This window comes from Halobacillus sp. Cin3 (genome assembly GCF_947311855.1).
Lineage (GTDB): Bacteria > Bacillota > Bacilli > Bacillales > Halobacillaceae > Halobacillus > Halobacillus kuroshimensis.
On sequence record NZ_CAMZMV010000007.1, the window covers coordinates 32637 to 50937 of the forward strand.

Genomic DNA, 18301 nt, shown 5'->3' on the forward strand with positions numbered 1-18301 from the left:
TGAAACAAAGATCTTTTAGAGCCTTCATATCCTTCATCATTTGGTTAAGTCACGAGGAGCGTTCGGTGGTGACGCCTGCGGGAACAGCACAGGTCGAAGATCCACGTGGGCAGGTGTTCTTTCTGCCCAAGTTAGCTGAGGCCGTGACCGCGGCAGGCATCCACCGATAAGCGGAACGTGACCGTTCATCCAAATGGTGGTCAAGGTTCCTCACTCACCAGCTTGAAAGGCAGGAGCCATAAGCTCCTGCTTTTTTACTTTTATTTACACCTCTCCCTTGAAATCCGGGTGACTCCCGCTGTATAGTCTAAGGATAACGAGAAAAGGGGTGGTGTCATGAAACGCCATTACATCCGAGGCTTGTATTATATGGCAGGCCTTTTCATTATGACCGCTGGTATTGCCTTGACGATTCAATCCTCCCTCGGTACCTCTCCTTTTGACGCCCTTCTTGTAGGACTGCACCGGACATTCGGATTGACGATCGGCAGTTGGGAAATTGTTGTCGGCCTGACGATGATCCTGTTTAATGCGGCGGCATCGAGGAAAAAACCGGAACTTTTCGCTGTCATCACCTCTCTGATGACAGGGGCGGGGATTGATTTCTGGGTGTTTCTTCTAAGAGAATCCGTCCAGCCGGAAACGGGAGCCGTACAGTTTATCTGCCTGATCAGCGGCATGATCATTGCCGGTTTCGGGATTGCGATGAACCTTCAGGCAGATTTCGCACCGAATCCCTTCGACCGGATGATGCTTGTGATTAAAGATTTAACAGGATGGAACGTTTCGATATCGAGAGCCTTCATCAGCATCATTCTTGTCATTCTGGCGGCCTTGTTTGGAGGAGCCGTGGGAATCGGCACCGTGATCATTACCATTTTCAGCGGGTATATCATTAATATCTTTATGAAGATGATCGACCAGTTCGACCAGCGCACCTTCCAGGCTGCTCCACTGAGAGAGTCGTAACGTTACGATTCTCTCAGCACCAATGCCTCCTGAGGACCGAAAAATTCATAGTGCATCGCATCCTCCTTCACACCCCACTCGGTCAGACTGCTGTACACTGCTGTCATAAACCCCTTCGGTCCACAGAAGTAAAATTCAGCATCTTTCGGAACCGTCCGCTGAAGGATATCCAGATTGATGAAGCCCCGCTCATGGAACGATCCGGAGCGGATATCTTCCTCAGTCGGCTGTTCATAAACGAAACAGGCCTTCCTCTTCATCATTTCCTCCCTGAACGCATGAACGCTCCCGCTTCTTGCCGCATGGACAACGTAAATATCCCGTTCAGGCTGCCGGGCTGCCGCTTCTTTCTGCATGCTCATCAAAGGAGTCAATCCTGCTCCTCCGCTGATTAGAACGAGCGGACGCTTATGATCATCCAGATGAAAATCGCCGGCCGGAACGCTTACCGGAAGCGCATCTCCAACGTTCACATGGTCATGCAGCCACGTCGAAACGATCCCCGCCGGAACGTCTTCTGATCCTGCCTCACGTTTGACGGTGATTCTGAAATAACCACTGCCCGGTGCATCAGATAAGCTGTACTGACGAAGATGATCATAAGACTCTCCTTCGATCTCAGCCTTCACCGTAATGTATTGACCAGCTTTGTAACGGGGCAGTGGGCGCTCATCTTCCGGCTGCAGGTAAAAGGACGTCATTTCATCACTTTCCTTCAATTTATCAACGACCTGCATCAACCTCCAGTCTGCCCAGCCACCCTTCTGATCCTCGGCTGCTTCATACAAATCTTTTTCCACATCGATGAAAACACCTGCAATGACACCGTAAGCCTCTCCCCAGGCTCCAAGGACTTCATCCGTCGCCTGCTCGCCAAGCACTTCCTTCATCGCCTTCAGCAGATATTCACCAACAATCGGATAATGTTCCGGCTGAACATTCAAGCTTCGATGCTTTTCCGCAACGGTTCTCACCTGAGGAAGCACCGACCCAAGGTTTTCGATGTGAAGAGCTGCCATGTAAACCATGTTCGCCAAAGCTCTCGGCTGGTCTCCCGCACGTTGGTGGGTCTGGTTGAAAATGTTTTTAAGCTCCGGGTAATTTTCAAAAAGTCGTTTGTAAAACAAGGTCGTAATGGCCTCCCCATGCTCCTCCAGCACAGGAACGGTGGCCTTGATAATCCGTACAGTTTTTTCATCAAGCGGATGTTTAACGTGATTGGTCATCATTCAAACCCCTTTAAAAGATGTATTTTGTATACACCTTTATTGTATCGAAAGGGACGTCTTCTGCAACGTCTTTTTCACAAAAAGATTTGACAATTCGAAGGCAATCTTCCCACCGCTTTTCATAGAAATACATGTGGTATGATAAAGGAAACAGGAAAACAAAAAGGGGTGCCGGACATGCATCTGAAGAAATATACGGATTATGCCCTGAGGGTACTGATGTTTGCCGGGTCCAAGGAAGACGGTGCCCTGGCGAATAAAAAGGAAATTTCCGAGGTGTTTCATATATCTGAAAACCATCTGGGGAAAATCATTCATGAATTGAGCAGGCTCGGTCTGATTGAAACGATCCGGGGAAGAGCTGGAGGAATTCGTCTGGCTGAAGAACCGAAAGATATAAACATTGGAAGCGTCGTACGGGCGATGGAGGATAATTTCCACCTGTTGGAGTGCTTTGACTGCGGATCGGATTACTGTGTCCTTACACCGGCCTGCCGGCTGAAGCGTGCCCTGCACGAAGCCCTGGCCGCATTCTTTCAAGTGCTGGACAGCTATACACTGGCGGACTTACTGGATAATCGGGGAGAACTGCAGAAGCTGATGGGGCTGGCCTGAACATAAAAAAACCGTGAAGTCTTTAAAAGACTTCACGGTTTTTAGTAACGCTGCTATTACTCAGTAGAGTAAGGAAGCAGGGCCATTTGACGAGAGCGTTTGATCGCTTTTGTCAATTTACGCTGATATTTAGCAGAAGTTCCAGTTACTCGACGAGGAAGAATTTTTCCACGGTCAGAGACGAAACGTTTCAGCAAATCAACATCTTTATAGTCGATGTGTGTGATTCCGTTAGCTGTGAAGAAACACACCTTTTTACGTTTTCCGCGTCCACGACGTGCCATGTAGCATTCACTCCTTTCTGATTAAAATGGTAGATCGTCGTCTGATATATCGATGGGTTCCCCATTATCTGCGAATGGGTCATCGTTTCGTTGATTATTATTATTGGAACCGAAGTTGTTTCCTGATGGTTGATTCTGATTTGGCTGGTATCCTGAACCTCCACGGTTTCCTCCGCCCTGCGAAGAACCACCCTTGGATTCTAGGAATTGTACGCTGTCTGCAACGACTTCGGTTACAAACACACGCTTGCCTTCCTGATTGTCGAAACTGCGGGACTGTAGACGTCCGTCCACTCCGACAAGACTGCCTTTACTCATGAAATTCGCAAGGTTCTCCGCTGCTCTTCTCCAAACGACACAGTTAATGAAATCGGCATCGCGATCTCCCTGATTGTTTGAGAACGGGCGGTTGACAGCGATCGTAAAGTTGGCGACAGCTACTCCGTTTGGCGTATAGCGTAAATCAGGATCCTTCGTCAATCTGCCGGCTAGTACGACACGATTTAACACCAGAATCACTCCTTATTTGTCATCTTCGCGTACTGCGATGTGGCGGATAATATCATCCGTGAACTTCGCCTGACGGTCGAATTCATTGATCGCTTCACGTGTACCGTTGAAATCAACTGTTACGTAGATTCCATCACGGTGGTCGTTAATTTCATAAGCAAGACGGCGCTTGCCTAGTTCTTTAACTTCCTGGATCTCCGCTCCGTTATCTGTAAGGATTTTGCTGAAACGATCTTTGACAGACGTTTTCGCTTCCTCCTCGATATCTGGGCGGATGATATACATGATTTCGTATTTTCTATTCATCCGTTTTCACCTCCTTATGGACTTAACGGCTCCTTTTTCGTAAAGAGGAGCAAGGAGTAATTCGTTTAATTACTCACAATATAGTATTGTAACAAACTTGTCCTCACTTTACAACCTTTTGTGGAAGGTTCCCCGCTTATACGTTAAAACGGAAATGGATGACGTCACCGTCTTTGACCAAATATTCTTTTCCTTCAAGGCGGACACGGCCGCGGTCGCGGGCTGCCCCCATGGTTCCCGCGTCGACAAGATCCTCATAGGACACTGTCTCAGCACGGATGAAGCCGCGCTCGAAGTCCGTATGAATGATGCCGGCCGCCTGCGGAGCGGTCATGCCTTCCTTAAAGGTCCATGCGCGCACTTCCTGTTCGCCGGCAGTGAAATATGTCGCCAGGCCGAGCAGGTTGTAGGTCGCTTTGATCAATTGATCAAGGCCGGATTCCTCGATTCCCAGATCGTCCAGGAATTCGTCCTTTTCATCGCCATCAAGCTCAGCGATTTCAGACTCGATTTTTGCACAGACGACAATAACTTCTGCGTTCTCTTTAGCCGCAAATTCACGGATCTGCTTCACTTTGTCATTGTCGCCTTCGCCAATCTCATCTTCACTTACGTTAGCCACATAGAGGATGGGCTTGGAAGTTAAAAGATGGAGACCTTTCACGACTTTTTCCTGATCGGTGCTGAATTCGACAGCGCGGGCGGGTGTTTCAGCTTCCAATGCTTCCTTCAGCTTTTCAAGAACGGCATATTCAGCAACGGCGTCCTTGTCCTTCTGACGGGCAAGCTTGGCCACACGGTCCAGACGCTTCGAAACCGTCTCAAGGTCGGCAAGGATCAGTTCGAGGTTGATCGTTTCGATATCCGTGATCGGATCGACCTGACCGGATACGTGGGTGATGTTTTCATCTTCGAATGCGCGTACAACGTGGCAGATTGCATCCACCTGGCGGATATGGGAGAGGAACTGGTTGCCGAGACCTTCCCCTTTACTTGCGCCTTTGACGATGCCGGCGATATCAGTAAACTCAAATGCGGTCGGGACAGTTTTCTTAGGGTTCACAAGCTCGGTCAGCTTTTCCAGCCGAGAATCCGGTACTTCCACGATCCCGACGTTCGGATCTATTGTGGCGAACGGATAGTTGGCGGATAAAGCGCCTGCCTGTGTAATTGCGTTAAACAACGTAGATTTCCCTACGTTCGGTAAACCTACGATTCCAGCTGTTAGTGCCATATGAGACTTTCACTCCTTAAGGATTTACATACATGCATGTTAGTCCACTTTATTATAGATTCTGTACTTGAAAATAACAACCTGCGCCGTCCCGTCCTTACGGGGAAAAGCACAGCTCAAAAGTCCATTTTCCACTATAACAAATCCACCCTTTCCAAAGAAACAGACCGAATAATGGAAGTTTGTCCTTTTTTCCCTCTTTCCATAAAAAAACCTCCCCTGTCAAAGGGAGGGCTTTCGTTCATTCACTCGGTTCCAGCACTTTTTTCATCTTCGTTTCAAACTTCCGGCGCGGGACGAGGACACTGTGTCCGCAGCCTTCACATTTGATCCGGATATCCGCCCCCATGCGGATGATTTTCCAGCGGTTCTCGCCGCAGGGGTGCGGTTTTTTCATCTGCACCACATCATTGAGTTCATAGGATTTCTCTGCCATAGCTGTGCTCCTCCTTATTGATCGACCGCTTCATTCTCGTTCTCGTCATGACGGGAATACATGACCATACGTGGAAACGGAATTTCAATGCCTTCCTGATTCAGCCGGTTTTTCACTTCTTTACGGATCACCCGTGCCACCGCCCAGTGCTCCATCGGGTTAACCTCGGCGATCACACGCATCACGACTTCCGATGCCCCGAGGTTCTGGACACCAAGGAGTTCCGGCATAGTGATGATTTCCTCATAACGTTCCGGCAGTTCCTCAAGCAGTTTCGAAATGACCTGCTCTGCCCGCTCGATGTCCTCCTCATAGGCCACTTTCACATCGACGACAGCCACACTGTTGTGCATGGAATAGTTGGTCACCTGAGTTACATTGCCGTTCGGCAGAATATGGACTTCACCTGTCCATGCTTTCACCTTACACGTCCGGAGACCGACTTCTTCAACGAAGCCTTCGACACCGGAGGTCTGGATATAGTCGCCGACGGAAAATTGATCTTCAAAGATAATGAAGAAGCCGGAAATCACGTCGCGCACAAGGTTCTGGGCCCCGAAGCCGATCGCAAGGCCTGCTACACCGGCACCGGCAAGGAGTGCAGCGATGTTGATCGTCAGCGTCTCCAGAATCATAATAAAGGCGACAAAGTAGACGACATAGGACAACGCATTGACGACCAGCTTGTTCAGCGTCGCTTCCCGGCGCTGGGTAATTTGAAATGGTCCCCTGCGTTTATTCGCAAAAAACTGCGCAATCAAACCGCGCCCGATCCGGATAATCAGCAGAGACAGCACAATGATCATAATGATCTTTAACGCGCCGATTCCATAACTCCACCAAATCTCCGGATCTTTGACATAACTGACAAGTTCCTCCCACTGTGTTTTGGCATCCTCCACAGCTTTCGTTGGCTCACTCACCGCTTTCCCTCCTGTACGTCTATGAATATGACATTCATTTTAACAGGTTTTCAGCGAATTTTGAATCTGGAAAGAACGGGGTATAAAAGAAGGGCGAGGAGCACGTATAAATTCAGGATACCGTACAGCGGATACAAGTATTCAATTAACGTGGAGAAACCGAAAGAAGTGAAAGGAAGCATGATGGCAATCACCATCATCGCCAGGATCCAGAGCGGCTGCCGGACGTAATCCCGGAACCTCGTGACGAGCCCGAGTGTCCCGGAGGCCGCGGTGGTGAAAATGGCAATCCAGAGCATCACCGACATGAAGATCATCATTTCGTACGGATAATGTTTAAGAATCGCGAAAAGGGGGATTTCATACAAAATGATGTCTTCTGCAATTTGGATGAGACTGTTGTTATATAGGTAGGAAACGACTCCGAGGACCACCCCGCTTCCGATACTGGCCACCCAGATCTCTCCTTTCCGCCGGACCTGGTTGCCGATTGCCCCGAGGACAGCGATCAAAGGCAGGATGTTCAGTGCGGTAAACGGAAAAGCCGCCAGCCAGTTGCTCATCTCGTGCACATGGCCGAAAAGGGACAGGTCCTGATCTTTGATGAACAGGATGAGGACGAATAACAGACCGGCGATCAGCAGCGGCAGAACAAAGCTGTTCACGACGACGATCCCTTTGACGTCCCATACAAACAGGAGAATAAGCGGAATGATAATCAGAACGACCCCGAACTTATAAGAGAAGTTAAAGGCCTGCAGGGTCGCTCCACTGCCCGCCAGCATAATGACCGTCGTCGTAAACAGATAGACGATGATCATCCAGTCATATACGCCGGTCAGACGACGGCCGACGACCGCGCGGAGGACAGGGAGATAATGGCCGCTTTCCAGCTTGAAACTGATCGACAAAATCACCCAGCAGCAGAAGATGAACATAAGGGAAAACAAGAGGATGGCCAGACTGCTGTCATCACCAAAAAACTGCCACAGCTCTCTTCCGGAAGCATAGCCGGCCCCTATCATCGTTCCGACAATCAAAAACATCCACTTACAACCCGCTTTTATCATGACCGTTCCTCCACATCTATGTATTTGCGACGTATAGAACCAGGGACAACCTTATATACTGTTACTACTATGTGTCTGGAGGAGAAGCTATGAATTTCAAGGACAAGTTTTCCAAAGAAGAGAAACGCGTCAGCACTGAAGACCCGGCCATGAGTGATCAGCTTGCCGACTATTTGAATGACTGGCTTCCCCCGTCGAAGGACATCGTCGTCGCCTGTATCGGAACCGACCGTTCCACGGGAGATTCTTTCGGTCCACTCGTCGGATCGATGCTTCACGATCAATTACTGGATACCTTCCATATATACGGCACACTGGAAGAGCCGCTCCACGCCTTGAACCTGAAAGAACGGCTGTCTGCCATCCACCGGGAACATGTAAACCCGTACATTCTCGCTGTCGACGCCTGTCTCGGAAAATCTTCCTCCGTCGGTTCCGTTGTTCTCGGTAAAGGGTCCTTGAACCCAGGCTCCGCATTAAAAAAGGACCTGCCTCCGGTAGGGCAGATCCATATCAGCGGGATGGTCAATGTCAGTGGATTCATGGAGCATGTCGTCCTGCAGAACACACGGCTTCACGTCGTCATGCAGATGGCGGCTAAAGTGGCCGCAGCCATTCAGATGACCGAAGCGAAGCGGAAGAAAACAAGCATGGAGACACGTCCGTTCCAGGCGTTCACAGCGTCCCGTCCTGTCATTCACAAACGGATCCAGTAACATTAAAACCACTGGTAAACCCAGAGAATCACTCCGACCATCAGCAGCGAAGGCAGCAGGTTGGCTGTGCGGATTTTGGTTATATTCAGCATATTCAGCCCGATAGCTGTGATAAGCAGACCGCCGGCTGCCGTCATTTCCACGATGAATTGATCAAGGATCGCCTCCGGCACCCAGGCATTGATCTGTGTCGCCAGGAGGGCGATGCCTCCTTCATATAACACGACGGGTACGACGGAAAACAACACGCCGAATCCGAGCGTCGAGGTCAGGACGAGCGCAACGAATCCATCGATGATCCCTTTAGTGATCAACACTTCATGATCCTGGCGCAGGCCACTATCCAGGGCACCCAGAACAGCCAGCGCCCCGATGACGAAAATGAGGGAGGCGGTAATGAACCCTTGTGCAATGCCGGTTTCCTGACCCGGGCGGCTGAATTTCTCCTCCAGCCACCGACCTGTGGACTGCAGCTTTTCCTCAAGAGAAGCCGCCTCCCCGATTAAGCCGCCGAGCAGCAGACTGAGCAGAACGATGACGATGTTTTCTGTTTCAAACGCCATCTGGAGTCCAATCAAAAGAACGGCAAGACCAATCCCGTTCATCACCGTTTCCTTAAACCGCTCAGGGATTTTTGTAAAAAACAGACCAAGTCCTGTACCTACAGCGATACAGAGTCCATTGACGAGCGCTCCTGTTAAAACCATCGGCTTCCGACCTCCTCAGACAAAAATAAACCAGAGACCCTGAGGCCTCTGGTCTGTACCCGTTACTCCTGGAACATATCAAGAATTCTCTCCAAATCGGCTTCATTGGTGAATTCGATCTCAATTTTCCCTTTCCGACGGCCTTTTTGGATTTTCACAGCGGTACCGAGCCGGTTTCTCAGGTCGGTTTCGCGCTCCTTCAAAAACACATCGGCCGGTTTCGGCTGCTTTTTATCTTTCGAACGTGTCTGATTCTTTTCGTGGATCAGCCGCTCCACCTGCCGGACATTGAGGGATTCTTTGACGATCCGGCCGGCGAGTGCAATCTGCTCCGACCGGTCTTTCAACCCAAGCAGAGCCCGTCCATGGCCCATCGAGAGGCTGCCGGACTCAATCAGCTCGATTACTTCTTGTGGAAGCGATAAAAGACGGATGAGATTGGCAATGTGCGAGCGGCTTTTTCCGAGTCGTTTGGACAGAATTTCCTGCGTGACGTTCAGTTCCTTGATCAGCTTTTCATAGGAACGGGCTTCCTCCACCGGGGAGAGATCTTCACGCTGCAGGTTCTCCAGCAGAGCAAGCTCCATCATCTCTTCATCCGTCAGATTCTTGACGATGGCAGGAACCGTCTCAAGCGCCGCCTGCCTGGCTGCCCGCAGACGGCGCTCACCAGCAATAATCTCATAGCCTTTAATGCTTTTCCGGACAATTAAAGGCTGGAGGATGCCGTGGGTTTCAATCGACTGCTGAAGTCCGTCAAGGGCCTCTTTATCGAACTGTCTGCGGGGCTGGTACGGGTTCGGCCGGCATGCGCCCACAGCCACATCAATCAGTTCATCATCCTCCATGGAGCCGGTGATCAGAGAATCCAGCCCTCTACCTAACCCTCTCACCATTTGTAATCACTTCCTTTGCTAATTCTAAATAGACTTCTGCTCCTCTTGATTTCGGATCATACAGAATCGCCGGACGTCCGTGGCTGGGAGCTTCGCTCAACCGGACATTACGGGGAATGATCGATTGATAGACCTTATCCTGGAAATATTTTTTCACTTCTTCGATTACCTGGATACCAAGGTTGGTCCTGGCATCGAGCATCGTCAGCAGGACTCCTTCAATCATCAGCTGCTTATTTAAATGCTTCTGGACAAGCCGGATGGTGTTCAACAACTGGCTCAGTCCTTCAAGCGCATAATATTCACACTGGACTGGAATTAACACCGTATCAGAAGCGGTCAGGGCGTTCAACGTCAAAAGGCCTAAAGAGGGCGGACAGTCAATAATGATATAGTCGTAATCCGCTTTCAACTGATCCATGGACTTTTTCAACTGAGCTTCTCTTGAAATCGTCCGCACCAGTTCAATTTCTGCACCGGCAAGCTGGATGGTGGCGGGGATGGCATCCAGGTTCTGCACGAGCGTTTCCGTCCGGACTTTGTCCGCCTTCACATCATCAATGAGAACGTTGTAGATGCATTGATCCACTTCCCCCTTTTCCACACCTATCCCGCTCGTGGCGTTTCCCTGCGGGTCGATATCAACTAAAAGGACCTTATGATGGAGATAAGCCAAGCATGCACTTAAATTGACGGCTGTCGTCGTTTTACCGACCCCGCCTTTTTGATTTGCGATGGAAATCACTTTCCCCATGGTGTCACCTGCCTCTGTTTTAGTATAATTCTACCATTTCCCCCGGAAAATAGGCGGAACAGCTTAAAAAAAGCCCCATCTCCACAAAAAGTCAAGATGGGTGCCGGACGTTATGATTTTTTCTTCGGAATTTTAATGGTGATTTGATAATAATCATCATGATCCTGCTCGTCTGTTTCCAGATCGATTCCGGTATCTGTCACCATATTCAACGACTGGCGGATCGTATTCATCGCAATCCGCATATCCTTGTTCACCCCTTTAAGGGTAGGTTTCTTTTTCTTCGGTTTTGGATCGGAAAGCTTGGCAATCCGTTCCTCCGTCTGCTTCACGTTCAGCTGCTTTTCAATGATTTCCTTCAGTACCTGTTCCTGCACTTCCGGATCCTTCAAAGCGATCAGAGCACGGGCGTGACGCTCCGTGATCTGCTTGTCCATGATGGCCTGCTGGACGGATTCCGGCAGCTTCAGAAGCCGGATTTTGTTCGCAATGGTCGACTGGCTTTTACCGAGACGCTGAGCCAGGGCCTCCTGTGTCAATTGATGAAGCTCAATCAGCTTCGCATAGGCGAGCGCTTCTTCAATGACGGTTAATTCCTCCCGCTGCAGGTTCTCAATTAAGGCCACCGACGCCGTCTGGGAGTCATTCATATCACGGATGATCGCCGGAACGGCCTCCCATCCGAGCGACTGGACAGCGCGCCACCGGCGTTCACCGGCAATCAATTCATATTCTTCTTCATTTAACCGACGGAGAACGATCGGCTGAATCATCCCATGCGTATGTATCGTCTGGGCAAGTTCGCTGATCTTCTCGCTGTTAAAAATCGCTCGTGGCTGATAGCGGTTAGGCTGTACACGATCTACGGGAACCTGTACAACTTCATCGGGACTGTAGCCTTGTTCCTCATTGTTGTCATTATCCGATTCCGGTTTGTCCCCAAGCCCGAATAAACGACCAAAAGGATGTAACACGATCAGACACCACCTTTATACGATCAAGCATACGCCTTTATTTATAAGAATGAAAGGAATGGTTTGAAACATAAAAAGCGCCGCAGGCTGTAGACGCTGCTGCGCACACGTATGCCGTTTTCTTTTCTCTCATTATTTTATCACATTTATACAGGGAAAAGTATCTTGATGGACGAAGATTTTACATCCTTCCCCTGTCGAAACCGGCGGGATCCTTGAAAATCCGTGCCGGTTTGATGCGTTTTTCCCTCCCTCTCTCTCTGACAGATTTCGTCGATAAATTTTGTTCTATGCCTGTGCCCCGCAAAAAAACGCCTGAAAGCAGGCGCTTTTGTTTCACATGGAACGTCGCTATGATCCACGAACGAGGCCGTACACGTCAATATCCTTGAATTCCCCTCCATGAAGCATGTCCTCCTTCAAGGTTCCTTCGTAGGTGAGACCGGCTTTTTGCATGACGCGCGTAGAAGCCGGGTTGTCGGATATCGCTGCTGCCCAGATACGATGCAGTCCGATGTCCTCCAAACCGAACTGGACGACCCGCCGGGCTGCCTCGGAACCATAACCTTGTCCCCAAAAGGGCCGGCCGATCCAATAGGCGAGTTCGCCTTTTTGATGTGCCTCATCGATACGGAGCGTCATCGTCCCCAACAGCCCACCGTCTTTCTTCTGCTTTACGGCAAAAGGAAAAGCTTTCTTTTCCTCCATCCAGGAAGCATGGGAAGCAATCCATTCCTTTGCATGTTCAATCGTATAGGGATGGGGAAGGAATGTCGTCGCCGCCACTTCCGGATCTCCAGCAAGTTCTGCTGTTTTCTCTATTAAATCTTCTGTAAAGGGCTCTAAAATCAGACGTTCTGTACCCAACAGCCATGTCATATATCTCATCCTCCTGCTTTTCCTTTTCTGGACAGGAGACTTGAATTCCTTTTATTAACAGAGAATTTCATAATAAAAAAGCTGTCCTCGTGGAAACATGAGCACAAATGGACAAGGAATAGCAGTGTAACCAATTTTATGAGAGCAGGTGTCCGTATGGAATTTCAACCGTCCTATAAGGCGGGAGATGTCGTTTATGTCATCTACCGCAATCCACACACGTATGATGTGGCGAATGTACAGGAAGCAGCCGTCGTCAATAATCCGGAACAGCCGGGCGAACTGGCTCTGTTTTTGTACGAAACTTATTTTCCACTCGACGAGAACATCGCTGTGTATGCTTCCGAGGGGGAAGCGGAAAGGGCCTACTACGATGCCTTCGGCGGCGGGGCTGAATCGGAGGGACAGCTGTGGTAAAACCATTTGTACCGGAACTTGTCTATATTGAACCCCGGGCCCTGGAATATCCCTTAGGCCGGGAATTAAAGGAAAAGTTCGAAGGCATGGGGATTGAAATCCGGGAGACCACCTCCCATAACCAGGTCCGGAACCTGCCGGGGGAAAATGATTTCCAAAAGTACCGGATGGCCAAATCGACCCTTGTCGTCGGTGTAAGAAAAACATTGAAATTTGATACGTCCAAGCCGTCGGCAGAATACGCCATCCCTCTTGCGACAGGCTGTATGGGTCACTGCCACTACTGCTACCTGCAGACGACGATGGGCAGCAAGCCGTATATCCGTACGTATGTGAACGTCGATGAAGTGCTCGACTCTGCGGAACAGTACATGAAGGAGCGGGCACCGGAAATGACCCGCTTTGAAGCCTCCTGTACGTCTGACATTGTCGGCGTCGATCACTTGACCCATTCCTTGAAACGGGCAATCGAATATTTCGGGCAGTCCGAATATGGGCAGCTCCGGTTCGTGACAAAATTTGCGCACGTGGACCATCTCCTTGATGCGAAGCATAACGGACGCACACGGTTCCGCTTCAGTATGAATGCCGATTATGTCATTAAATATTTGGAGCCTGGCACATCCAGGCTCGATGACCGTATCGGTGCAGCCGTAAAAGTGGCCGAAGCCGGTTACCCGCTCGGTTTTATCATCGCCCCGATCTACCTTTATGAGGATTGGAAGGAAGGGTACAGGGAGCTGTTTGAAAAACTCCAGGACAGACTCCCGGACCGTGCTGTAAAGGATCTGACGTTTGAACTGATCCAGCACCGGTTTACAAAACCAGCCAAACGCGTCATTCAGAAAAACTATCCGATGACAAAGCTTGAGATGGATGAAGAAAAACGCAAATACAAATGGGGACGCTACGGCATCGGAAAGTACGTCTACCAAAAAGATGAACAGGAAGAGATGAAAAATGTCCTCGGCGGCTACATTGCCGAATATTTCCCTGAAGCAAGCCTTGAATATTTCACGTGAAACAAAAAAGGCCTCCTACCAGAGGCCTTTAGGCTGTAGAAAAAGCCTGTGTTAACCAGTTAGAGTTGTCCATTTGTCGTGTGAAGGGCCGATTTCCGCATATCGGTGGACGAATGCCGCGGGCACGCTCTCAGCTAACTTGGTCAGGAAGGTCGCCTGCCCAAGTGGATCTTCGCCCGTGCTGTTCCCGCAGGCATCACCACCGAACGCTCCTCGTGCCGACGTTAGAATATAGAGGAGAGAGGTTGTGCACTGAGCAGGTTCGCAGATTCAAAAGAACGGCATAGGCTGCGCTGCGACGGCTGCCTGCCGGAATATGACAAAGACTCTCCTCCATCCAGCAGGGATGAGCCGGGTGAAGGAGAGTCTTTGTCGATTTTAAAGAACTCCCAAGGAGCGGTGCCCCTTCCACTCCTGCGGAAGAACGAGTGATCCGAGATCGCCGAGCGTGGGTTTTGCGAGGAAGCTCGGGCGCTCGTCCGCGGAAAGGGAAGGGGCTTTCGCTCCTGGCGGTGAGAAACAAAAAAGGCCTCCATCCAGAGGCCTTTTTTGTTTCTCATTCAAATCAGGAGAAGATGCCGTATTCGGTAATTTCGACATCGACGGTGAACTGGATATCCATATCCGGATACAGGTCCTCCCACCGTTTTTCATCAAAATGTCTCGTCCTCGTTTTAGCAAAATGACCGAGACCAAGTGGATCGATGCCTTCTTTCTTAAACAATTCGATCATCTCTCCGGCATTCGTCTTGAAATACTCCACAAACGCATCTTCCATTTTTTTCGCGAGCTTTTGCGACGGTTTTTCCTCCACCCCGACCATTTCATTCACTTCCGATTTCAATTTCACGTGGATGTCCACACCGGGGTTTTCTGGCGTGCCTGTCAGTTTGTAATCCACTGTCGAACCGATATTATCCAGCATGATGGTCCCATCCTGAAAAGGGAGGTCCTGCATCCCCCTTGAAAAATTTTCTTTCATCATTTTAAATGTAAAGACTTTCGCATCCGACAGCGTGGTCACGACTTTTCCCTTGTCGAAAAAAGCAATGCCGGAGACTTCTACAAATGTCTCCTTTTTCGACAATATAGGAAGATAGGGGTCCATCCCAATCGCAAAATAGGCATATAAAAATTCGTGCAGGCTTGTCGATGGGAAGTTGTGGTGGACATTATTTTCAATCAGTCCCTGCAGATGCTTGGACGTTGTCTCATCCTGAGTGTATCCATTTTCAATCAAGTCCTGCGTCTGTCCATCCACGACCGCGAGATACATGTTCCGGCTTAGACGGGCGTCTCTGCTCAGCACGTCTATGACGTCGGAAATGCCTTCCTGAGCCAGCTCCATGCTGTACAACGTAACCGCCAATTTCCCGATGGAGATCGGCTTGGAGGATTGTTTCTGGATTTCCTTCTCCACATCCTTGATGGAGTTGGCATCAACGGTTAAATAAAGCTCAGAGGCGGCGGTTTTCTTTTCACTCTTGCCATATTGGGGAATCGATACAGTCCCTTTAATTCTTCCTTTTTCGCCGCCTCTATCATAGCCGGAGATTTGGACGATGGCACTTTCCTCAACACTCTTACTGGGCATGCAACCTGTGAGAAGAAGGAAGGTGCTGAACAAAACAAGTACGTTCCACTTAATTTTCATATCGCTTCCTCACTTTGGCCGAGATCATTTTTAATAGAAGAAGAACCGGGATGTAAAGCAGAACGTAATAACCGACCGTGCCCGCGAAATTGTTAATGGCATTGATCGGATCGCGGCCTGCAACTAAAGCGACGGGGAAGAACAGGGAGATGCAGACGACTCTTAAAAAGTGAATCTGCTTCACGGGGAAGATTCTTTTCATTACACGCGTCGCCCCCCAGATGCCGATGCAGATGTTGGGCAGAATGACATACAGCCACATCGCGATCCCTACATATTCAAAACGTTCAATAAAAGGAAATTCGACAATCTTCCATGTCGAAATCGTTCCCCATACGACCTGCTTCAGCTGTTCCTCACTAAAGTAGACAAACGTGACGAGGACACTGACGAAATAAATCATCGTTGTGTAAAACACGGCGAAGTGTGCCCATTTTTTTGATTTATCCGGATTTTTGATAAAGGGGTAGAAGATCAGTAGAAATTCAAGGCCCAGAAAGCTGAGCGCACTCTGCTTTGCTGCGGCAAGAATCTGACCGGGACTGTGGTTGATATTCGGATAAATGTTCATCGTGTGCCCCGCCTGAATCGGGAAGAATTTCAGCAGCAGGATCGGCAGTCCGATCACGACGCTGATGAGTGCAATCCCGGTAATCACCCGGAACCCACCGGAAACGATGTAGTAGACGAGACCGATCATGACAAAAGAAAAAATCCAGACCTGCAGCCCGGGGAACATCCACACCTTGATCACTTCAATAAACGTAATCATGACATCAAATGACAACAGCAGCGCGTAAGCAGCAAACAGGAGACTGAGAAAACCGCCGATATATTTCCCGAACACCTGCTTATGGATATGGACGATATCTCCGCCTCCATTTTGTAGGAGACGGTACATGATCCAAACGAGGATATGAAGGAATACGCCTGCAGTCAGTACAGATATCCAGGCATCAAACCCGGCTTTTTCCACTAAGTACCGCTCAAACCCGAGAATTCCGATTCCCACCTGCATCGTAAAGATGATGAAAAAGACATAAAAGGGGCTCACCAAATAGTTTTCCGATATGTTCAATCCTTGGTTTTCATTTAATTTATTCATCAATATCCCTCTTTGCTTTCGCCCTGTCTTCATTCATACGCTTTGGATCTTCGGACCTCATCAGCACCGGACGATCCACCTGTTTGGTAAAAGGCAGGCGGATAAAGGCATCTTTCAAATCTTTGAACCGGAGCGGATACAACGGTTCAAAAAATGGACGGCCGATAGACTGGAGCTTGATCAAATGGCCGATAAAGAAAACCATACACATCGACACCCCGACAAGCCCCCAAAGCTGAGCACCAATCAAAAACGGAAAGCGGATCAGCCGGATCGTGTTACCAATTTGATAGACCGGCGTCGTAAAGGAAGCAAGCGCGCTGAGTGCCACAATGATCAGGAGCACATTACTCGTCAATCCGGCATCAACAGCTGCGGTCCCGATCACGATACCGCCTACGATACCGATGGTCTGGCCGATTTTCGTCGGAAGCCGTGCTCCCGCTTCCCGGAGGAGCTCAATCGTCAATTCAAGGATGATCACTTCAAGGATCGGCGGAAAAGGGATGTCGGACCTTGACGAAACAATCGTAGCCATCAACTCAGGGGGGATCATCTCGAAATGATACGTCAGAACGGCGACATATAAAGGTGTGCTGAGAACGGAAAAGATAACGGCAAATAAGCGGATCAGCCGGAACACGGAAGCCAGATGCCACGGTAGAAAGTAATCATCCGAGGCCCCGAAAAACTCGACAACCGTTGTCGGACACGTGAGTGCGTGAGGCGATCCATCGACTAAAATGGCTACTTTCCCTTCAACGAGGCTTGAGACGACCCTGTCCGGCCTTTCTGTATCAAGCAGCTGCGGGAAGGGGGAGTGGGCGTTATCAGCAATCATCTGTGTAATAAACGAGCTGTCGATCAACTGGTCATACTCGATATCCTGGAGTCTTTGTGTGACGGTATCAACGTTATCCTGATCCGCTATCCCGTCCACGTAAACGACAGCGGTCCGGGTGCTCGTCATTTTTCCGACCTGCAGTTCTTTCACGGTCAGCTGCGGAAGCGGCAGACGTTTACGGATCAGATTGATGTTGGTATTGATCGTTTCCACAAACGCTTCCTTCGGCCCGACAACACTGAATTCGACTTCCGGTATGCTCACATCTCTCGATTCCAAGGAAACCGCCGGAACGAGGAGCACCTGCTCCATAGAGGATTTCACTTGGATCATAATGTAACCGAACATGACTTTCGTCTGGATCACTTTCAAATCATCCGTAATCAGGACGTTCTCAACAGGAATCGTCTCTTTGATTTCCTTCAATCCGTGCAGCGCATGACTGTTCAATGTGGTGAGCACAGAACGGTTCAAAATTTTCGAATCGCTCATCGTCTTCAAGTAGGAAACGGTACATCGGGTCATTCCGTCGAGTTCAAATTGAATGAAATCCTCGGAATGACCCAGCACTTCAATAAATTCAGGCAGCGTATCGCTCTGGTTATACGACGGCTTCTGCCCGCCCTGCTTTTTTTTGTTTTTCCGCATCCATTTCCACATGATGAGCTCCTTACATTAAGTCTGACTTCTTCTCTCTTATCATCCGCATCTCGTAATAATTTATACTCACGGGGACAGGATAAGAGGGATTAAGGAG

At 49.5% G+C, this 18301-nt stretch carries 21 protein-coding genes; 5 read left to right on the plus strand and 16 right to left on the minus strand.

From position 1 onward, the window contains the following. Positions 1-336 precede the first annotated feature (336 nt). On the plus strand, positions 337-969 hold the full coding sequence (locus tag QMA39_RS17405; RefSeq protein WP_206934954.1) for a YitT family protein: 633 nt from the start codon (positions 337-339) through the stop codon (positions 967-969). 2 nt (positions 970-971) lie between these two features. Here the strand turns inward: QMA39_RS17405 and hmpA are convergent, their stop codons facing one another. Then, entirely contained in the window at positions 972-2198 is a 1227-nt protein-coding gene (gene hmpA, locus QMA39_RS17410; RefSeq protein WP_281659430.1) for an NO-inducible flavohemoprotein, read from the minus strand. 177 nt (positions 2199-2375) lie between these two features. On the opposite strand from hmpA, the gene QMA39_RS17415 reads away from it, so the two are divergent. After that, entirely contained in the window at positions 2376-2813 is a 438-nt protein-coding gene (locus QMA39_RS17415; protein ID WP_027955891.1) for an Rrf2 family transcriptional regulator, read from the plus strand. A gap of 56 nt (positions 2814-2869) precedes the next feature. On the opposite strand, the gene rpsR is transcribed toward QMA39_RS17415, so the two are convergent. The 7 genes from rpsR to QMA39_RS17450 all read right to left on the minus strand — a co-directional run bounded on the left by rpsR (position 2870) and on the right by QMA39_RS17450 (position 7576). Further along, positions 2870-3097, minus strand: coding sequence for a 30S ribosomal protein S18 (gene rpsR / locus QMA39_RS17420; protein ID WP_027955890.1), 228 nt, complete (start codon positions 3095-3097; stop codon positions 2870-2872). A gap of 21 nt (positions 3098-3118) precedes the next feature. Then, the gene (gene ssb, locus QMA39_RS17425) at positions 3119-3607 is read right to left on the minus strand and encodes a single-stranded DNA-binding protein (protein WP_027955889.1); all 489 of its coding nucleotides are present in this window, start codon (positions 3605-3607) and stop codon (positions 3119-3121) included. Positions 3608-3619: 12 nt separating this feature from the next. Next, positions 3620-3913 (minus strand): 30S ribosomal protein S6, encoded by a 294-nt coding sequence (rpsF, locus tag QMA39_RS17430; protein ID WP_027955888.1) that lies wholly within the window; start codon positions 3911-3913, stop codon positions 3620-3622. Positions 3914-4049: 136 nt separating this feature from the next. Beyond that, complete coding sequence (gene ychF / locus QMA39_RS17435; protein ID WP_027955887.1) at positions 4050-5147, minus strand: redox-regulated ATPase YchF; 1098 nt, start codon at positions 5145-5147, stop codon at positions 4050-4052. A 241-nt stretch (positions 5148-5388) separates the two neighbouring features. After that, positions 5389-5583 carry a DUF951 domain-containing protein gene (locus tag QMA39_RS17440; protein ID WP_027955886.1) on the minus strand — a complete coding sequence of 65 codons (195 nt, stop codon included), beginning with the start codon at positions 5581-5583 and terminating at the stop codon, positions 5389-5391. Between the two features lie 14 nt (positions 5584-5597). Next, positions 5598-6506, minus strand: a complete 909-nt coding sequence (locus QMA39_RS17445) for a mechanosensitive ion channel family protein (protein WP_027955885.1) — start codon at positions 6504-6506, stop codon at positions 5598-5600. Between the two features lie 50 nt (positions 6507-6556). After that, the gene (locus QMA39_RS17450; protein ID WP_027955884.1) at positions 6557-7576 is read right to left on the minus strand and encodes a membrane protein; all 1020 of its coding nucleotides are present in this window, start codon (positions 7574-7576) and stop codon (positions 6557-6559) included. A gap of 89 nt (positions 7577-7665) precedes the next feature. Between QMA39_RS17450 and yyaC the strand changes: the two genes are divergently transcribed. Then, positions 7666-8292, plus strand: coding sequence for a spore protease YyaC (gene yyaC, locus QMA39_RS17455; RefSeq protein ID WP_027955883.1), 627 nt, complete (start codon positions 7666-7668; stop codon positions 8290-8292). 2 nt (positions 8293-8294) lie between these two features. Here yyaC and QMA39_RS17460 read toward each other — a convergent pair whose 3' ends face one another. From QMA39_RS17460 to QMA39_RS17480, 5 genes are all read right to left on the minus strand, one after another. Continuing rightward, on the minus strand, positions 8295-8999 hold the full coding sequence (locus QMA39_RS17460) for a DUF554 domain-containing protein (RefSeq protein WP_027955882.1): 705 nt from the start codon (positions 8997-8999) through the stop codon (positions 8295-8297). A 62-nt stretch (positions 9000-9061) separates the two neighbouring features. Next, positions 9062-9895 carry a ParB/RepB/Spo0J family partition protein gene (locus tag QMA39_RS17465; protein ID WP_281659431.1) on the minus strand — a complete coding sequence of 278 codons (834 nt, stop codon included), beginning with the start codon at positions 9893-9895 and terminating at the stop codon, positions 9062-9064. Further along, the gene (locus QMA39_RS17470; protein WP_027955880.1) at positions 9876-10649 is read right to left on the minus strand and encodes a ParA family protein; all 774 of its coding nucleotides are present in this window, start codon (positions 10647-10649) and stop codon (positions 9876-9878) included. Before QMA39_RS17470 ends, QMA39_RS17465 begins: the two co-directional genes overlap by 20 nt. A 110-nt stretch (positions 10650-10759) precedes the next feature. After that, on the minus strand, positions 10760-11623 hold the full coding sequence (gene noc, locus QMA39_RS17475) for a nucleoid occlusion protein (protein WP_206934960.1): 864 nt from the start codon (positions 11621-11623) through the stop codon (positions 10760-10762). A gap of 351 nt (positions 11624-11974) precedes the next feature. Then, positions 11975-12502, minus strand: coding sequence for a GNAT family N-acetyltransferase (locus QMA39_RS17480; protein WP_281659432.1), 528 nt, complete (start codon positions 12500-12502; stop codon positions 11975-11977). Positions 12503-12658: 156 nt separating this feature from the next. Here QMA39_RS17480 and QMA39_RS17485 point away from each other — a divergent pair, with 156 nt between their 5' ends. Both QMA39_RS17485 and splB read left to right on the plus strand, forming a co-directional pair. Beyond that, positions 12659-12919: a transcriptional regulator SplA domain-containing protein gene (locus QMA39_RS17485; RefSeq protein ID WP_027955877.1), complete on the plus strand. Its 261-nt coding sequence runs from the start codon at positions 12659-12661 to the stop codon at positions 12917-12919. Beyond that, positions 12913-13941 (plus strand): spore photoproduct lyase, encoded by a 1029-nt coding sequence (gene splB / locus QMA39_RS17490; RefSeq protein ID WP_206934967.1) that lies wholly within the window; start codon positions 12913-12915, stop codon positions 13939-13941. Before QMA39_RS17485 ends, splB begins: the two co-directional genes overlap by 7 nt. Before the next feature lie 565 nt (positions 13942-14506). Here the strand turns inward: splB and QMA39_RS17495 are convergent. Genes QMA39_RS17495 through QMA39_RS17505 form a run of 3 tightly spaced genes read right to left on the minus strand, consistent with a single transcriptional unit; the run spans position 14507 to position 18204 of the window. After that, complete coding sequence (locus QMA39_RS17495; RefSeq protein WP_281659433.1) at positions 14507-15595, minus strand: Ger(x)C family spore germination protein; 1089 nt, start codon at positions 15593-15595, stop codon at positions 14507-14509. Next, a complete protein-coding gene (locus tag QMA39_RS17500; protein WP_281659434.1) occupies positions 15585-16700 on the minus strand; it encodes a GerAB/ArcD/ProY family transporter in 1116 nt (371 codons plus the stop codon). The genes QMA39_RS17495 and QMA39_RS17500 overlap by 11 nt, the downstream gene beginning before the upstream one ends. Further along, positions 16693-18204: a spore germination protein gene (locus QMA39_RS17505; RefSeq protein WP_027955872.1), complete on the minus strand. Its 1512-nt coding sequence runs from the start codon at positions 18202-18204 to the stop codon at positions 16693-16695. Before QMA39_RS17505 ends, QMA39_RS17500 begins: the two co-directional genes overlap by 8 nt. Positions 18205-18301 lie beyond the last annotated feature (97 nt).

Coding starts and splice junctions, on each gene's coding strand:
- QMA39_RS17405 (WP_206934954.1), top strand. CDS start 337: ATGAAACGCCATTACATCCGAGGCTTGTATTATATGGCAGGCCTTTTC.
- hmpA (WP_281659430.1), bottom strand. CDS start 2,198: ATGATGACCAATCACGTTAAACATCCGCTTGATGAAAAAACTGTACGG.
- QMA39_RS17415 (WP_027955891.1), top strand. CDS start 2,376: ATGCATCTGAAGAAATATACGGATTATGCCCTGAGGGTACTGATGTTT.
- rpsR (WP_027955890.1), bottom strand. CDS start 3,097: ATGGCACGTCGTGGACGCGGAAAACGTAAAAAGGTGTGTTTCTTCACA.
- rpsF (WP_027955888.1), bottom strand. CDS start 3,913: ATGAATAGAAAATACGAAATCATGTATATCATCCGCCCAGATATCGAG.
- ychF (WP_027955887.1), bottom strand. CDS start 5,147: ATGGCACTAACAGCTGGAATCGTAGGTTTACCGAACGTAGGGAAATCT.
- QMA39_RS17440 (WP_027955886.1), bottom strand. CDS start 5,583: ATGGCAGAGAAATCCTATGAACTCAATGATGTGGTGCAGATGAAAAAA.
- QMA39_RS17450 (WP_027955884.1), bottom strand. CDS start 7,576: ATGATAAAAGCGGGTTGTAAGTGGATGTTTTTGATTGTCGGAACGATG.
- yyaC (WP_027955883.1), top strand. CDS start 7,666: ATGAATTTCAAGGACAAGTTTTCCAAAGAAGAGAAACGCGTCAGCACT.
- QMA39_RS17460 (WP_027955882.1), bottom strand. CDS start 8,999: ATGGTTTTAACAGGAGCGCTCGTCAATGGACTCTGTATCGCTGTAGGT.
- QMA39_RS17465 (WP_281659431.1), bottom strand. CDS start 9,895: ATGGTGAGAGGGTTAGGTAGAGGGCTGGATTCTCTGATCACCGGCTCC.
- QMA39_RS17470 (WP_027955880.1), bottom strand. CDS start 10,649: ATGGGGAAAGTGATTTCCATCGCAAATCAAAAAGGCGGGGTCGGTAAA.
- QMA39_RS17480 (WP_281659432.1), bottom strand. CDS start 12,502: ATGACATGGCTGTTGGGTACAGAACGTCTGATTTTAGAGCCCTTTACA.
- QMA39_RS17485 (WP_027955877.1), top strand. CDS start 12,659: ATGGAATTTCAACCGTCCTATAAGGCGGGAGATGTCGTTTATGTCATC.
- QMA39_RS17495 (WP_281659433.1), bottom strand. CDS start 15,595: ATGAAAATTAAGTGGAACGTACTTGTTTTGTTCAGCACCTTCCTTCTT.
- QMA39_RS17500 (WP_281659434.1), bottom strand. CDS start 16,700: ATGAATAAATTAAATGAAAACCAAGGATTGAACATATCGGAAAACTAT.
- QMA39_RS17505 (WP_027955872.1), bottom strand. CDS start 18,204: ATGTGGAAATGGATGCGGAAAAACAAAAAAAAGCAGGGCGGGCAGAAG.